General features: G+C 53.0%; 14 protein-coding genes. 2 read left to right on the forward strand and 12 right to left on the reverse strand.

What is annotated here, in order from left to right; translation table 11 throughout:
• Window positions 1-327: 327 nt before the first annotated feature.
• Complete coding sequence (locus Q4563_RS06985; protein ID WP_303604067.1) at window positions 328-1,743, forward strand: hypothetical protein; 1,416 nt, start codon at window positions 328-330, stop codon at window positions 1,741-1,743.
• Between the two features lie 27 nt (window positions 1,744-1,770).
• Here the strand turns inward: Q4563_RS06985 and panB are convergent, their stop codons facing one another.
• From panB to dksA, 9 genes are all read right to left on the reverse strand, one after another.
• Entirely contained in the window at window positions 1,771-2,595 is an 825-nt protein-coding gene (gene panB / locus Q4563_RS06990; RefSeq protein WP_215976450.1) for a 3-methyl-2-oxobutanoate hydroxymethyltransferase, read from the reverse strand.
• Window positions 2,596-2,611: 16 nt separating this feature from the next.
• On the reverse strand, window positions 2,612-3,295 hold the full coding sequence (locus Q4563_RS06995; RefSeq protein ID WP_215976451.1) for a deoxynucleoside kinase: 684 nt from the start codon (window positions 3,293-3,295) through the stop codon (window positions 2,612-2,614).
• A gap of 24 nt (window positions 3,296-3,319) precedes the next feature.
• Window positions 3,320-3,844 carry a 2-amino-4-hydroxy-6-hydroxymethyldihydropteridine diphosphokinase gene (folK, locus tag Q4563_RS07000; RefSeq protein ID WP_215976452.1) on the reverse strand — a complete coding sequence of 175 codons (525 nt, stop codon included), beginning with the start codon at window positions 3,842-3,844 and terminating at the stop codon, window positions 3,320-3,322.
• On the reverse strand, window positions 3,841-5,157 hold the full coding sequence (gene pcnB, locus Q4563_RS07005; RefSeq protein ID WP_215976453.1) for a polynucleotide adenylyltransferase PcnB: 1,317 nt from the start codon (window positions 5,155-5,157) through the stop codon (window positions 3,841-3,843). Before pcnB ends, folK begins: the two co-directional genes overlap by 4 nt.
• Before the next feature lie 889 nt (window positions 5,158-6,046).
• Window positions 6,047-7,450, reverse strand: coding sequence for a sigma-54-dependent transcriptional regulator (locus tag Q4563_RS07010; RefSeq protein ID WP_215976454.1), 1,404 nt, complete (start codon window positions 7,448-7,450; stop codon window positions 6,047-6,049).
• A gap of 32 nt (window positions 7,451-7,482) precedes the next feature.
• Window positions 7,483-10,509: an ATP-binding protein gene (locus tag Q4563_RS07015; protein ID WP_215976455.1), complete on the reverse strand. Its 3,027-nt coding sequence runs from the start codon at window positions 10,507-10,509 to the stop codon at window positions 7,483-7,485.
• Window positions 10,506-10,676, reverse strand: coding sequence for a hypothetical protein (locus Q4563_RS07020; protein WP_215976456.1), 171 nt, complete (start codon window positions 10,674-10,676; stop codon window positions 10,506-10,508). The genes Q4563_RS07015 and Q4563_RS07020 overlap by 4 nt, the downstream gene beginning before the upstream one ends.
• Window positions 10,673-11,596, reverse strand: a complete 924-nt coding sequence (gluQRS, locus tag Q4563_RS07025) for a tRNA glutamyl-Q(34) synthetase GluQRS (protein ID WP_303604068.1) — start codon at window positions 11,594-11,596, stop codon at window positions 10,673-10,675. Before gluQRS ends, Q4563_RS07020 begins: the two co-directional genes overlap by 4 nt.
• A gap of 39 nt (window positions 11,597-11,635) precedes the next feature.
• Window positions 11,636-12,079: an RNA polymerase-binding protein DksA gene (dksA, locus tag Q4563_RS07030; RefSeq protein ID WP_215976458.1), complete on the reverse strand. Its 444-nt coding sequence runs from the start codon at window positions 12,077-12,079 to the stop codon at window positions 11,636-11,638.
• Window positions 12,080-12,325: 246 nt separating this feature from the next.
• On the opposite strand from dksA, the gene sfsA reads away from it, so the two are divergent.
• Window positions 12,326-13,033, forward strand: a complete 708-nt coding sequence (gene sfsA, locus Q4563_RS07035) for a DNA/RNA nuclease SfsA (RefSeq protein ID WP_303604069.1) — start codon at window positions 12,326-12,328, stop codon at window positions 13,031-13,033.
• Between the two features lie 59 nt (window positions 13,034-13,092).
• On the opposite strand, the gene Q4563_RS07040 is transcribed toward sfsA, so the two are convergent.
• From Q4563_RS07040 to htpX, 3 genes are read right to left on the reverse strand one after another with little or no spacing between them, the layout of a single operon-like run.
• A complete protein-coding gene (locus Q4563_RS07040) occupies window positions 13,093-13,440 on the reverse strand; it encodes a Rieske (2Fe-2S) protein (RefSeq protein WP_303604070.1) in 348 nt (115 codons plus the stop codon).
• Between the two features lie 3 nt (window positions 13,441-13,443).
• Entirely contained in the window at window positions 13,444-14,538 is a 1,095-nt protein-coding gene (locus tag Q4563_RS07045; protein ID WP_303604071.1) for a S1C family serine protease, read from the reverse strand.
• Window positions 14,516-15,409, reverse strand: coding sequence for a protease HtpX (gene htpX, locus Q4563_RS07050; protein ID WP_303604072.1), 894 nt, complete (start codon window positions 15,407-15,409; stop codon window positions 14,516-14,518). The genes Q4563_RS07045 and htpX overlap by 23 nt, the downstream gene beginning before the upstream one ends.
• Window positions 15,410-15,507: the final 98 nt, after the last annotated feature.

The raw sequence follows: 15,507 nt of genomic DNA on the forward strand, positions 1-15,507 counted from the left end.
TGCAAAGTTTCCCTGTTTCGCCTTCGGTGGGCCCAGTGGCTCGGCAGGATCTTTCCTTTAAGTTACTCCTAGAATGGTCTTTTTTACCGACGCTTCCCCCAAAGCGTCGGTTTTTTTATATTTGAGCTTTGGTCTAGCAGCTTGAGCGCCATTTACAGTGTTTTTTCCCTTAAGCTATAATCCCAGCGGCTCTTTGAGAGGCTGTTAGGGTTCCGACTGATTCCGCAGCGTACTTCGTTCGGGATGAGGGGCGGAGGTTCAAATGCTCTCCGCCGCATGCCGCATATACCAATAAATGATCAGCAAAAGGATTTAAAGCAAAGAGCTATGGCGCAGCAAAAATGTGATTATGTGAAGGGGGCCAGAGCCGCATGGCACTGTGAGCTTTGCAATGTAAACTTCAGTGAGCAATGCATACCCGATGGCTACAACCCCCAGTGGGGCAAACAGGGTCCAATCTGTGTTAAGTGCCACTCTCCCCTAAAAGACTTAGATGATCCCAGTGCTTACCTGCCTTTTTGGCAAGTGGTTCCTTATTTGTTTATATACCCACTGCATTTTAATGCGCTTTTATTGATGCTAATTGGCGCCGGAGGCGTCTGGTTGGTGGGCGGTGGAGCCCCTGGGTACATTTACAGCTTTATATTTTCTATCGTGTCAATTAAGTACTTTCTGACCGTAATTTCCAAGCGGGCTGAGGGGCGGCGCTGGGCACCGAGCTTGATTGAGCTTGCCAAGCCGGACCCCCATATGCTGTTTCTACAGCTGATCGGCGTGTATGTGCTGTTCTCGGCCGGCACTTTGGCCGCAACACTGCTGGCGGGCGTATGGTTGGGGTTGGCGAGTTTGGTTTTTATTACCGCAGCGCTGCCGGCCTGTGTGATGATATTGGCCATCGACAGAAATATGTTCTCGGCGGTCAATCCGGCACGGCTGTTTCCCCTGATATTGGAAGTCGGTATCGGCCCTTATTTTGCCCTATGGCTAATGACTGCGGCGATCGGGGGAATGTCGTCGGCGCTGAGTTATTGGCTCGAACCCCAGTTGAGTGAGGTGTGGTTATTGCCCGTACTGACTGCCATTGGGCTGTATTTTTCGTTAGTTTTACATGCGTTACTGGGTTATGTCTTATTTCAATATCGCGATACGATTGCCGGCGCTTCCTTGTCCCACAATGAGCCTAAACTGGAAGGGGATGAATTTCGCAAAGCGCGGCTCTTGGGGGCCATGGCGGTCTTTGAAAAAATGGGTGACATCGAGCGTTTGCGCCAGCCGATGCGCGACCTATTGGATGTCTGTCGCGACGACCTTGAAGTGCACCGGCGCTATCAAGGTCTGTTGATGCGGTTGAATAACGATCCAGACGCACTTGCCAAGCATACCGATTACTTACTGGGGCTCTTGCTCGATGCCAAGAAAAACACCGAGGCACTGGCATTGGTGAAAGATGTGTATGCGTTATTTGCAGGTTACCGTTTGCGTCATGCGCCGACGGCATTAAAACTGGCCCGATTGCTGACTAAGAAAAAGGAGCCGCGCTTGTTGGTGCAAGTCACCGCTAATTTACATAAGCGTGTTACTGCTACACCAGAGGTGGCGGCGGTGTATCTACTCGTGGCACAAGCGCTGGCAGGGCCTTTGGCGGAGCCTGCTAAGGCTAAGGCTGTTGTAGCTTATACGTTAAAGGTTTATCCCACCGCACCCGAGAGCAAGGCGCTAGCAAAGCTTAGCCGCTCTCTATAGTGTGGGAAGCCAAAGCCGAGTTGTTACTCAGTTGAATTGATGCTCAATGCTGGGAAATTCACCGCTTTTGACATGGTCGCGATAGAGCTTTAGGGCGCTGGGAATATCGCCGGCTTGTCGCAAGAAATTTTTGGAAAATTTCGGCGGCTGCGGCGTCAGGCCCAGAATATCGTTAATCACCAGTACTTGGGCGTCGGTTTGATCACCGGCGCCGATACCGATCACTGGAATGTCCGATTGCTGGGTAATCTCGGTGCCTAGGGCCGAGGGGACGCACTCCACCAACAGTAAATCGGCACCGGCTTGATTGAGTATTTTGGTATCTTCTAAAAGCGTTTGAGCGCGCGCGTCTTGCCGCCCTTGCACCCGAAAACCACCAAATTTATGCACTGATTGCGGGGTAAGGCCTATGTGGGCGCAAACCGGAATGCCTCGGTCGGACAGCATACGAACGGTGTCGGCCAGCCAGGCACCACCTTCAATCTTCACCATATGCGCACCGGCCTGCATAATACGAGCGGCGTTGGTTAGCGCTTGCTCTGGCGTGGCATAGGTCATAAACGGCAAGTCGCCGATGATTAGAGATTTATCGTTGCCGCGTGCCACTGCCTCAACGTGGTAAATCATCTGCTCCATGGTGACGGGAATCACGGAGTCGTAACCCAGCACCGTCATGCCCAGTGAGTCGCCAATCAGTACCACTTCAACCGAACACTTTTGTGCCATAGCGGCCATGGGGGCATCGTACAGCGATACCATGACGAATTTTTCTTGGCCGCGCATCTTGTGCAGGGTTTGCAAGGTGACTTGTTTCTCCAGACCGCCTGAGTTGTCTGCTTGAACGTAAGGCATGGTGTGGTTTCCTGTATTAAAGCGCGGGGGTGGGGTTGTAGTAGTGACGGCCATTTTTAATCGTCACAATGTATTCCACCAGCTGTTGAAAGTGCTCTCGGTTATCGGCCAAGTTTAAATCCTGAGCGTTGACGATTAGCAGCGGCGCCTGATCGTAATAGTGGAAAAACTCAGTATAGGCGTTGTTGAGAATTTTTAAATAATCATCACTAATGGATTGCTCAAACTTTACTCCGCGTTGGCGCACGCGTGACTGCAGTACATCCAGCGGGGCTTGTAGATAAATCACGAGATCCGGTTGGGGCGCATCTAAGGTTAACTTATTGTACACCTGCTGGTAGATGGCCAGTTCATCGTCATCGAGAGTCACTTGAGCAAACAGTTGATCCTTCTCAATCATAAAATCGGCAATGCGGGTCGGGCTAAACATATCGTCTTGACGCAATTGCTGAATTTGTCCGGCGCGCTGGAATAGAAAGAACAGTTGCGTTTGTAGGGCTACGGATTTGGGGTCGAGATAAAACCGCTCCAGAAACGGGTTTTCCTGCGGAGCCTCTTGCAGTAGGTCATAATTGAATAGCTGGGCCAAATTGCGGCTAAGAGTGGTTTTCCCCACACCGATGGGCCCTTCTACGGCAATATAGCCTGGCAATTCGACGCCACTTAAATCCAGCGCTAATTTCTCGAACACATCCGACACAGAGATCTCCTATTGCATGGGTGTTTATTTTAACGAGTCACCGATACCAGTGCCAGTTGGCGGGTCGAGAGGGGTGATGTCTGCACGGTTACACTGCTCAGCCAGCGCTTGTAGGTTTTGGCCGTCAGGCAGTTGAATGCCTGGGGCGATATCCGCCAAGGGGAGCAAGACAAAACTGCGCTGGGTAAGAAAGGGGTGGGGAACCTGCAAGCGCTCGGTATCAATATGCGCATCGCCGTAGAGCAGGATGTCCAGATCCAGTGTGCGTGGCCCCCAGTGCTGCAATCGTTCGCGACCGTGTTGTTGCTCTATGGCTTGCAGATGATCGAGCAGGGTGAGGGCCTCGAGCTGAGTTTCTAAGCAGGCCGCCGCGTTGATAAAGTCTGGCTGATTTTGGGGGCCAACAGGTTTGCTGCGATAGTAGCTTGATACATTGATCAGGCGCGATTGGGGAAGCTCTGCCAGAGCTTCAATCGCGCGCGATAATTGCTGCCGCGGGTCTTCTAAGTTACTGCCCAAGCCTAGGTAGGCATAGACCGCTGCACTCACTCCGGGCTCCGCTTCTTGCGCGGTGGGCGTCGGCTATTGCGTTTTTTGGTCGGCCCTTTAATGGCTTTCACCATGGACTGTTGTTCGGTTTCATCGGCCGCTTGAAACTGGGTCCACCAGTTGCCTAAGCCATCCATATCTTCGCCGGCGTCTTCGCGCAACAGCAGAAAATCATAAGCGGCACGAAAGCGGGGGTGATCTAGCATTTTAAAGGCGCGACCGCCGCCGCGCAGTGTTAAGCGGTGCTGTAAATCCCAAATTTCGCGCATAGGAATTAAAAACCGCTTGGGAATTGAGATACGAGCCAGTTGGTGGCCTACCGCATCTGAGGCGGCTTGAGCAAAGGCCTGACCTTTTGGCATGCCCCGGTTTTGAGCCATAAGTGCTTGTTGTGACGGCCACAGTAGGGCGGCAAAGATAAACGCAGGGGTGATGGATTTACCGGCCCGGATGCGCTTATCGGTATTGCTCATGCAAAGCTCGGCCATGGCCAGTGCTTTTTCATCGCCAGCGGCGATCAGTGCACCACTGTCGGGAAATAGCTGATCGTACAAGCCGTATTCGCGCAACAAGCCAAATGTGGCGGTGGCCGAACCGTTGAGAAAAAGCTTCAATATCTCTTCAAACAATCGCGCCGGAGGAATATTGGCTAGCAGCGGTGCCATGGATTTGATGGGCGCGGCTGTGTTCTTCTCAATATTAAAACCGAGCTTGGCGGCAAAACGCGCTGCGCGCAGCATGCGTACGGGGTCTTCTTCGTAGCGTTCTTTAGGGTTGCCAATCATGCGCAGAGTGCGCTTTTGCAAGTCTTTTAGGCCGCCGGTGTAATCGTGTACCGCAAAGCCGTCCAGCGAGTAATACAGTGCGTTGACGGTGAAGTCGCGGCGCACGGCGTCGGAGTGGACGTTGCCATAGACATTGTCGCGCAGCACCATGCCGTGTTCGTTGCGGGCCGCCTCGTGATGGCCGCGAAAGGTGGTCACTTCGATCATTTCCCGGCCGAAGCGCACATGAACAATTCTAAAGCGCCGACCGATAATACGGGCGCTGCGAAACAGGCTTTTGACCTGCTCGGGCTTGGCATTGGTGGCAACGTCAAAATCCTTGGGGTGGCCGCCTAGCAGGAGGTCTCGAACGCCACCGCCCACCAAATAGGCTTCGTAGCCGTGCTGGTTGAGCTGCTTCATTACCCTAATAGCCGCCTGACTAAGCAGCTTGCGTGAGACGCTGTGCTGATCGCGGGGGATAATAAGGGGCTGTTGGCGTTCAGTGTCGTTGCGTGTAGAGATCAGTTTAAACAGCCGTTTTAACATGGAGGGTACTGTGTTGGTGAAATCATTTTGATTAAGTTATTGGGGTAGGTTGAATCGGTATGGCCGAATTCACCTATTTGACCCATCGAAACCAGATTCTAGCATGGCAAGCCTCACGACGGTAGTTAGTGCCAGTTGCTCAGTGTACAGATAGCAAAACGGGAAAGCGTAAGCTTTCCCGTTAGAATGGGCGGCACTTCTTGTTGTGAGGTCAGTCGTGCACCGATTGCCATAAACAGGGCATTCGGCCGATTTACGCTGCGGTAAGGCAGCCAATGGATTAGTCACAATCCTGCATCCCTGCCCATTCCTTTCAATTGCGATCCTTCGGTGCCTAGTCAGTCTTAAGCTTAGTCTTCTTCTTATTATCTTTATTCTTATTTGTAGTGTTACGTTTATTATTGTTTGTTGTTTTTGTCGTTGTGTTTCGTTTCTTATTGTCTATTGTAATTATTATGTTGTTTCAAATTTTTTAATTATTTGTTGTTGTTATTAGTTTTGAACTTTTTTAATTATTTGTTGTTGTTATTAGTAAGACTACGTTTTTATTGTTTGTTGTTGTTATGTTCGCCCTATAAAGCATTTGCTGTGCCAACAATGAAAACTCCTTATATTTCAATCACATAGTATTTTCTCTAACCATTATATTCGATTTGGTTATTTCTAACGGTTACACCCGAGCGGCCTTGTTGTTACGTTACAGCGAGTGGGGTAACAGATTCTTGGGGTGACAGTGTGGGTGGTGGGGTAACGACATGGCACCTAATCACGCATTGGTGGTTTGAAAATCTGAAAAGGTAGTCGGTTTGCTGCTACTAGACGTAGCGGTGCAGTTGAAAAAGCGAGAAAAGTGTGTGCGGGAGGAGCCCCGCACCGGATTCAAGAAAGGCTATTTGCTGGTGGATTTCTGGCGCGGAATGCCAAAGCGCTGGCGACGTTCCCACAAACATTTTCGACTGACGCCTAGCTTTTTCGCCAGCTCAGTTTCGCTCATAGTGTCTTGGTGCTCTAAGACAAAGCGTTGAAAGTACTCTTCTAGCGACAGGTCTTCGCTAGGGTCTTGGTGTCTGGGAACTGATGTTAAACGTCTGCCGCCCAGCGCATAAGGGTCTTCGCCCTCAGGCTGATCATCTAAATGAACTAAATCCAAATCAATATCGAGCAGCTCATGGCTGATTTCTCGTTCATCTTCACAGAGGATTACAGCCCGCTGTATGGCATTTTCCAGTTCACGCACATTGCCTGGCCAAGTGTAGGTGGTAATGGCTTGAATAGCTTCTGGCGACAGCTTGAGGCTGTTTTTGTTGAATTGCTGGCAATAGCGAATCAGCAGCGCTTCGGCGAGGCTGAGAATATCCCGACCCCGGTCGCGCAGCGGTGGTACTTCCAGCTGTACAACGTTGATTCTAAAGTAGAGGTCTTCGCGAAACTGCCCTTCTTTGGCCAGAGCGCGCAGGTCGCGGTGCGTGGCGGCTACCAGTCGGACATCCACCTTGCGTGACTCCACGGACCCCAGTGGTCGTACTTCACCCTCTTGCAACACACGTAATAAGCGCGCTTGTGCTTCGAGGGGCAGCTCGCCAATTTCGTCCAAAAATAGAGTGCCTCCATCGGCGGCGGCTACCAGCCCTTCTCGAGTGCTGGCCGCACCGGTAAAGGCGCCCTTTTCGTGACCGAACAGCTCGGATTCAATCAAGGTTTCAGGGATCGCGGCGCAGTTGACCGAAATCATGAGCTCTTTATGGCGTTTGCTCTGTTCGTGCAGGGAGCGGGCCACTAGCTCTTTACCTGTGCCGGTTTCGCCGTGGATTAACACGGTGGCATCGGTAGGGGAGACCTTGGCGATACGTGAGTAGAGGCTTTTCATGATCTCAGAAGAGCCAATCATGCCGCTGACTTTGCTGTCACCCGTCGCGGCGCCCTGGTGGGCCTTGAGGTTGGCCTTGGCTTTGCCAATCACACGCTTAACGGCACTGACCATTTCGTCGTGGTCAAAGGGTTTGGCGATGTAATCAACGGCTCCCATGCGCATGGAATCTACCGCCGAGCGCAGGCTGGCGTAACTGGTCATGATGAGTACAGGCACATCGCCGGCTAATTTGATGAGGTCGGTGCCCGGTGCGCCGGGTAGGCGCAAATCGCTAATAATCAGTTCGAAATCCGTTAAGTTGAATTTCGAGGTTGCCTCTCGCACAGAGGGCGCTTCACTGACCACGTATTTATTGCGTTCCAGCAGCTTGCGCAGTGCTGTACGGATAATAGCTTCGTCTTCTACTACCAGAATCTTAGTCATAGTACGTCTCGACTCTATTGCTCATGCCTGTATTAGGCCTCGCTGCGGGGGATGGTCTGCACCCCTGTGATCAGCGAGTTTAAGTGTCGGGGCAGCTTGATCAGGATCTGTGCCCCGCGGTTGGTGTCGCGATTTACCGGGCTGATGATATCCAGAGTCCCACCGTGATCCTCCACGATGCTGTAAACCAAAGCGAGCCCCAGGCCGGTACCTTCTCCGGGGTCTTTGGTGGTGAAAAACGGTTCCAGAATTTGGTCGATATGCTCTTCAGGTATTCCTTCGCCGTCGTCTGTAACGGTAATGGATATATCGTCATCGTCCTCAGAGCTTGCAAGGATAACATGTCCTTCCTCTTCACTGGCATCCCGGGCGTTGGCCAGCAGGTTAATAAAGACCTGAATCATCTTCTGTTGATCGCCGGCAATAATGGCATTTTCCGCTAAATCATTGTCAAAGTGCACATATTGCTTGTCTTTTTGCAGTGACAGCAGTGCAATGGCTTCAGCCGCGCATTCGCGCAGCACCACGGCCTCAAAGGCACTCTTTTTATTTTGTCCGCTGTGGGAGTAGCTTACCAGCGACTGCACAATGCGGGTTACCCGGTCGGTTTGGCTGAGAATTTGATCCGCCGTTTCCAGTACATCGGGGTTGTCGGTGTCGTAGCGTAAATTTTGGCAAAGGCAGGCAATACCGGTGATTGGGTTGCCGATTTCATGGGCGACCCCGGCCGCCAGACGACCCACCGAGGCCAGGCGCTCGGAGTGGATAAGCTCTTGCTCGAGCAGCTGAGTTTCGGTGACATCTTCCAGCAAGATAACCTGATCATCTTCGACCTTGGTAAAGCCCGATTGCGAGGCTGTGCGCCGGGTGGTCGAGGGCCCTTCAATGGCCGCTTTGTGGAGGCTAATCCAGTGCGGGCGATCACTGAGATTAATTTCGTGGCGATACAGATGGGCATCTTCCCCCTGGCTGAAATTGACCAGTAACTCGCACCAAGGTTGAGCCAGGTCGTCCAGATGGGAGCCAAGAACATCTTCCGAAGCAATGCCTGTCAGATTTGCCATGGCTCGATTCCACATCAGAATTTCTTTATCGCGCCCCAGTGAGCAGACCGCCATAGGCAGCTCTTGTAGGGTTTTGCGGTGGTAGAGACGCAAATTGTTCAGCTCAGCCGCCATACCTGTTAAGTGGTTGCGGTATTGGGATAGCCGATTTTCAATTAGGTTAATATCGACGGTATCACGCGCCTCAGCCAGCTTGTAGGGCAGTTGATTGTCCATAATCTCGCCGGCGACATGAATCCCCATCAGGCCAGAGAGGTTGGCTTCCAGCTGGTCGCGCAGACGACGTAGGGCGTAGGGGCGGCGCTCGGAAATGGCCAGCCCCAGCTGGCGCAGGGCAATATCCACTTCGCGACTGGCGGTTACTTTGCCCAGCGGTTTGGCGAGGCGGGTTTTAAAATCCGCCGCGCTGTGGGCGTCCAGCGCCTGGCGCACAGGGTGTGAGAGCTCATCGGCTGCGCATAATTCTGCACTGTAAGCCTCTTCTTCCGTTTGCTGGGTTAGCAATGAGATGCTGATAAATATTAATGTGTTCAGGCCCAGCGAAATGACGGTGATCTCACTCCAATGACTCATGCCTACGCTTAAAGTGCCATCGCCAAAAGGTACGGCAATCTCTTCCAGCCCACTGAGCATAGGCACTAACATGCCAATGGCCCAGACAATAGTGCCGGCGGTTAGGCCCGCGATGACACCGCGCCGGTTGCCGCGCGCCCAGAACACAATGGCAAAGATTCCGGGCAGAAATTGCAGCGTTTCAATAAAGGCGACGAGCGCTAAATGAAACAAGCTTTGTTGGTTGTCCAGAAGCCAATAAAACAGGTAGCCACCGATAAACAGTGAAGTGATGACCGTTCGGCGCAACCAGACCAACTGGCTGTAGATATCTTGGCGGCGGCGCAAGCGTAAAAATGGCAGTATCCAGTGGTTCATGACCATGGTGGACAAGGCCAGGGTAATGACCACCACAGCGCCTGTGGCGGCGGATAAGCCACCGATAAAAGCGAGCATGGTCAGCCCGGGGGACTCGGCCATAATCGGGACACCCAAGGTAAAATATTGGGCAGGAAGTGGTACCGATAATTCAAAGCCGGCCCAGAGTATGGGAAAGATGGGCAGCGCTAAGAACAATAGAAATAACGGAAAAGCCCAGGTAACGGCGCGGGTATTGCGCAAAATTGGGTTCTCCGCCACGCCCATATGGAAAATATGAGGCATGGTGACGGCGGTGGCGACAAATACCAATAGTAGGGTATGGGAGGCACCTTCGCGGATGGGTGAGTGCAGTAGTGCCAGATTTTCGGGGTTGCGTTCCAGCCAGTTATCCAGCCCGGTAAAACCGTCAAATACACCGTAAACGGCAAACAAACCAATGGCTGTTAAGGCGAACACTTTAATCAGAGACTCAAAGGCCATCGCGGTAATCAAGCCGCGATGGTGCTCTCGGTTGGAGCCAAACAGAACGGTAAACAGGGCCAAAATCCCGCAATAGGTAAGGGCCATTAAGTCTTTAAAGGTCAGGCCGGTACCGGCGGCGGGAATGGCCGGTGCGCGACTGACAGTCAGGATATGCATGGTGTCGGCGGTCGCCTGAATTTGCAGTGCCATTAGAGGCAAAATGCCCAACAGCATGCACAGTGTCGTCAAGGCGCCAATACCGTGGCTGTGGTAACGAAAAACCAATAAATCAGCCAGTGAGTGTACCTGGTGACGCCGAGCCAGCTCGGTAATGGGCTCCAGTGCCACCGGGGCAAATAAAAATAGGGCGCCAGTACCTAAGTAATAGGCCAGTGCGCCATAGCCAAACTGGAAGGCCAGATCGATTACGCCGTAAAAGGCCCAGGCGCTGGCAAATATCCCCAGCGACAGCACATAGGTGATTGGGTGCTCGGTAATTTTACGTGGAATCCAGTCGCGCTCGGTGAGGGTAGCAATACCGAAAATGACCAGTAAGTAAAACAGGCACAGAAGGGCGACGTGGATCAGTTCAAAAGTCATGAGGGCTTTTTACGGGCCTGTACGGCGTAAGCAATAATAATCACGATAATCCACATGATGTAGGGACGGTACCAGGCGCCTTCGGGGTTCACAATCCACGTAAATAAGGTGGGTGAAAAAATATAGGCGATCAGCAGTAAGAGTATGACCAGTCGTTGATTGTTCATGGTTCCGCTATCGATAAAGTGTGTCCGGTGCCTTCTAGTTGTTCAGGCGCCCAGTGTTGGCAGCCCCATTGTAACAGTGTCTCGACCGTTTCTCCTCGCAGTTCTAACGGCGGGGCTTGCCGGAGAAAACGCAGGGCTTGCCATATATTGTCCGCCGCGAGGGAATTGTCCAGCGCCGGGGCTTGGTTTTGTTTGCTGAGTTTGCGTCCATCCAACGCGGCGACCGGCACATGAGCATAATGCGGGGCCGGTTGTTGCAGCATTTGAAAAAAGCGAATCTGGCGGGCGGTGACGGGCAGCAAATCGGCGCCGCGCACGACATGGGTAATACCTTGATACAGGTCATCGGCCACCACAGCCAATTGATAGCCGAATAGTCCATCTTTGCGCTGGACAATGGCGTCACCCACCTCGCGCGCCAAATCTTGTCTTTGATGCCCCTGAATTTGATCGACAAAAACCAATTCATTCGGCAATTGTTGCAAAGGCGGAGGCAAATCGTAGAGCTTGAGTCGCAGTGCGGCTTTTGGCTCGGCAGAGGCGGGCGTTTGCTGGCGGCAGTGGCCATTGTACACGCCACCCATGGCTTTCACCGCTTGCCGGGTGCAGGTGCAGGAATAAATAAGCCCCTGCTTAGTGAGAGTGTGTAGGAGGTGCTGGTAGGCTTGATGGCGCTGGCTTTGCCAAAGGGCGGTGCCATCCCACTGCAGGCCATGCTGCTCTAAGGTATGTAATATTAAGTCGCCGGCGCCTGACATCTCTCGAGGCGGGTCAATATCGTCGATGCGAACCAGCCAGTGCCCATTGGCCTGCCGGGCATCGAGAAAACTGGCAAGTGCGGCGATAAGCGAGCCGAAATGTAACGGCCCGGACGGGGAGGGAGCAAAGCGTCCGATGTAAGCGGTGGGCTGTTCAGGCACGGGGCATCTCGGGCGCAAGCGCCCGGTCGCAGGGGGCGATTAGCCGCCTATTTGCTTTTCTTTGATCTCGTCCAAAGTTTTACAGTCGACACATAAGGTCGCTGTGGGGCGAGCTTCCAAACGACGAATACCGATTTCTACGCCGCAGGCGTCGCAGAATCCATAGTCTTCGTTTTCGATAAGCTCTAACGTGGAGTCGATTTTTTTAATCAACTTGCGTTCGCGATCACGGGTACGCAATTCCAGACTGAACTCTTCTTCCTGACTGGCGCGATCGGCCGGGTCGGGAAAGTTAGCCGCTTCGTCTTTCATATGGCTCATGGTGCGGTCGACTTCTTCCATCAACTCTCTGCGCCAGGCTAGAAGCAAGTTTTGGAAGTGTTCCAACTGCTTCTCGTTCATATATTCTTCGCCTTTCTTCTCCTTGTAAGGCGAAAAAGTACGCAGCGTGTAACTTTCTGCTTGAGCTGAATTATTGGGCATAGTGCAACGCCTCTTGATCTCCTGTAGCTGGTGCGCCTAAAGGCTACCAGTGCTTGGTTACTTGTTGTGCCACTCGGCATTTCGCCAATTTCCACCCTCCCAGGTTGGGAGTCCTGCGGAAGGAGAGCGAAGCTACCAGATTCACCGTTACTGCGCCAGCATTTTTTGCATTTGCGCTGCTCGAAGCCTGCTCTGAGCAACTACCATTTTACCGTATAATAATGTGTTTGGATGGGTAAGATAGGTATGCAAGACACAAAACTCTGGGAAAAAGGGCAATTGATCAAGCGCTATAAGCGTTTTCTGGCCGATGTGGAAACTCCCCAGGGCGAACAGATCACGATTCATTGCCCCAATACCGGGTCGATGCGCAATTGCATCGCCGAGGGCAGTGACTGTTGGTACTCCCGTTCGGACAGTAAAACCCGCAAATACCCGCATACTTGGGAAGTCGCCACCACCCCGGATGGGGACTGGGCGGGCATTAATACCGGGCGGGCCAATCATTTGGTGCGCGAGGCGCTGGAGACTGGCATTATTGCGCCACTACAAGAATTTGATCAGTGGCGGGCCGAGGTGAAATACGGCGAGGAAAACTCGCGGATTGATTTTTTGCTCACGGGCGTCAGCGGCGATTGTTATCTGGAAGTGAAAAACGTCACTTTAAAAGAAGGCGAGAGCGGGTATTTCCCTGACGCGGTTAGCACCCGGGGCGCAAAACATCTGCGCGAGCTGATGCAGATGAAGTCGCAGGGCCATCGTGCGGTTTTGCTGTTTTGTGTGCAGCACAGCGGCATTGACGAGGTGAGGCCCGCTGATCATATTGATACTGCTTACGGTAGGACGCTGCGTCAAGCGGCGAGCGCCGGGGTCGAGCTACTGGCTTATAAGGCGGAAATTCAGCCCCAGCAAAGTCGTATTACCTTAACGAAGGCGCTGCCGGTACTCCTTTAAGCCAGTTCGAGTTTACCCCCAGTGCTAGGTTAAACCCGCAACATTAAAAATCCCGCGTGCTATAGGTTGGCAGTCTGTAAATACACGGTGCCATCAGATTCAGAAATCTCAACCGCTTGCAGCGATTGCCCCGGGCAGGGGCCGGCCACACACTCACCCGTATCGAGGGTAAATAAAGCGCCGTGGTTGGCACACTGAATCAGGCTTTTGTCGGAGGTTAAAAACTCATCGGGCACCCACTCAAGCGGTATATAGGCGTGCGGACAGAGATTGCGATAGGCCACCAACTGGCCATTTTTTCGCACCGCAAACACAGGGTAGGGCGAACCGTTTATCGACGGGGTAAAGCCTCGGCTTTCGTTTTCGCCGATCTCGCCGCTGGGGCACAGGGCAATGGGTTCTGTCATGGTTCAGTCCAGTTGGGGTTCGGCGAGAGTGAGCGTTGTTTGCCGTAAGCGACCATCGCGCACGAAGTGGACTTGAAGCTTATCACCGGGCGAGCTGGCCTCCAATACCGTCAGAAACTCATCTTGATTGCGGGTTGGGGTGTCGTCTAGGGCAATAATAATATCCCCCAGCTCCACTCGTCCCCAGCGGCCGCGTTTTGCGCCCTGCAGGCCCGCTTTGGCAGCCGGGTAGCCCGGCGCGACATGAAGTAAGGCCACGCCCTCAACGCCGGCTTGGCGCGACCAATAAGCCGGGGCAAACTCCACCCCGAATACCGGTCGTACCAAGCGCCCAAACTCAATTAATTGCGGCACAATTTCTTTGACGATATTGACCGGAATGGCAAAGCCAATACCGGCGGAGGCACCACTGGGACTGTAGATCATGGTGTTGACCCCGATCAGCTCGCCTTTGGAGTTCAGCAGTGGTCCGCCCGAATTGCCGGGGTTAATAGCGGCGTCAGTTTGAATGACATTGCGAATTTTGCGCTGATTGGGCGCTTCAATTTCACGCCCCAGAGCGCTGACCACACCGGTGGTTAAAGTGGCGTCCAGCCCGAATGGGTTACCGATGGCAAGCACTTTACGGCCCACCACCAGTTCACTGGAGTCGCCCACCGGTAGCGCTCGCAGTTTCTCTTTAGGGGCATCAATTTTAAGTACGGCTAAATCCTTGTCGGGCGCCAAGCCTGCCACCTTGGCAGGCCAGCTGGTCTGGTCGGGCAGAGTGATTGAGACCTGTTGCGCGCCTTCTACCACGTGATAGTTGGTGACGATATAACCCTGCTCACTCCAAATAAAACCGGTGCCAGCACCGCGCGGAATAGAGAGTAAATCGTAGGAGCGACGGTCGCGCACCACCTGCAGTCGGTTGACGTACACCACTGAGGGGCTGGCGTACTCGAAAATCTCAATGGTATTGCGCTCATCATTGGTGGCAAATTCTGGCGCAGCACAGGCATGGCTGGCGGCAAAAAGAGCCACCAGCCAAACGATCACTTGCCAGATTCGGCCGTAATGCATGGCGATCGACCGTTTAGCCGCCTTGCTGCAAAGCACGGATGCGCTCCTCCAGAGGCGGGTGGCTGGCAAATAGCTTCGCCATGTTTTGGCCAAAGCCACTGGAAATGCCAAAGGCCTTCATACTTGAGGGCATCGAGCTTTGTGCTCCCGCCTGTGTCTCTGCCTGCAGGCGTTGCAGAGCGCGAATCATTCCGGCGCGACTGGCTAGGGTTGCCCCGGCGTGGTCGGCGCGGAATTCGCGGTAGCGGGAAAAGGCCATCACGATCATTGAGGCCAAGAAGGCGAGCACAATTTCCGCCACAAAGGTCACAATGTAATAACCAATACCGAGGCCGCGCTCGGTTTTAAAGATCACGCGATCGACGGTGTGGCCAATAATGCGAGCGAAGAACATGACAAACGTATTGACCACGCCCTGTATTAGGCTGAGTGTGACCATATCGCCATTAGCGACATGGCCAATTTCGTGGGCTAGCACGGCCCGAGCTTCTTCGCGATCAAAACGCTGTAGCAAACCTGCACTAACGGCCACCAGCGAATTGTTACGGTTCCAGCCGGTGGCAAAGGCATTCGCCTCAGGGGCGGGGAAAATACCGACTTCAGGCATACCAATGCCGGCTTTTTGAGCCAGCTCTGTGACGGTGTCGAGTAGCCACTTTTGTTCTGCTGTGCGCGGGGTATCGATCAGCTGTACGCCGGTGGTTTTTTTAGCGATAAATTTGGACAGAAACAGAGAAATAAATGAGCCGCTGAAGCCAAAGACTGCACAGAAAATAAGCAGTGAGGTGAGGTTGAGCCCACTGCCGGACTCGTCCAATATGTGACCTACTCCCAGTAGATTTAACGTGATACTGGCAACAACCAGTACGCCTATATTTGTTAATAAAAATAAGCCAACTCGCAACACGGTAAGTACTCCTCGAAAACCGTTGGTTATTGGGTATATGCCGTCGAGTTGTGGATTTTCAATGGGGGGCGGGAAGAAAATGGCCACCCGTAGGTGGC

Source organism: Gilvimarinus sp. 1_MG-2023 (assembly GCF_030548285.1).

Excerpts from the sequence above, each read along its gene's own strand:
- panB (WP_215976450.1), bottom strand. The coding sequence starts at position 2,595 with ATGCCTTACGTTCAAGCAGACAACTCAGGCGGTCTGGAGAAACAAGTC.
- Q4563_RS06985 (WP_303604067.1), top strand. The coding sequence starts at position 328 with ATGGCGCAGCAAAAATGTGATTATGTGAAGGGGGCCAGAGCCGCATGG.
- Q4563_RS07040 (WP_303604070.1), bottom strand. The coding sequence starts at position 13,440 with ATGACAGAACCCATTGCCCTGTGCCCCAGCGGCGAGATCGGCGAAAAC.
- dksA (WP_215976458.1), bottom strand. The coding sequence starts at position 12,079 with ATGCCCAATAATTCAGCTCAAGCAGAAAGTTACACGCTGCGTACTTTT.
- pcnB (WP_215976453.1), bottom strand. The coding sequence starts at position 5,157 with ATGTTAAAACGGCTGTTTAAACTGATCTCTACACGCAACGACACTGAA.
- Q4563_RS07015 (WP_215976455.1), bottom strand. The coding sequence starts at position 10,509 with ATGACTTTTGAACTGATCCACGTCGCCCTTCTGTGCCTGTTTTACTTA.
- Q4563_RS07010 (WP_215976454.1), bottom strand. The coding sequence starts at position 7,450 with ATGACTAAGATTCTGGTAGTAGAAGACGAAGCTATTATCCGTACAGCA.
- sfsA (WP_303604069.1), top strand. The coding sequence starts at position 12,326 with ATGCAAGACACAAAACTCTGGGAAAAAGGGCAATTGATCAAGCGCTAT.
- Q4563_RS07020 (WP_215976456.1), bottom strand. The coding sequence starts at position 10,676 with ATGAACAATCAACGACTGGTCATACTCTTACTGCTGATCGCCTATATT.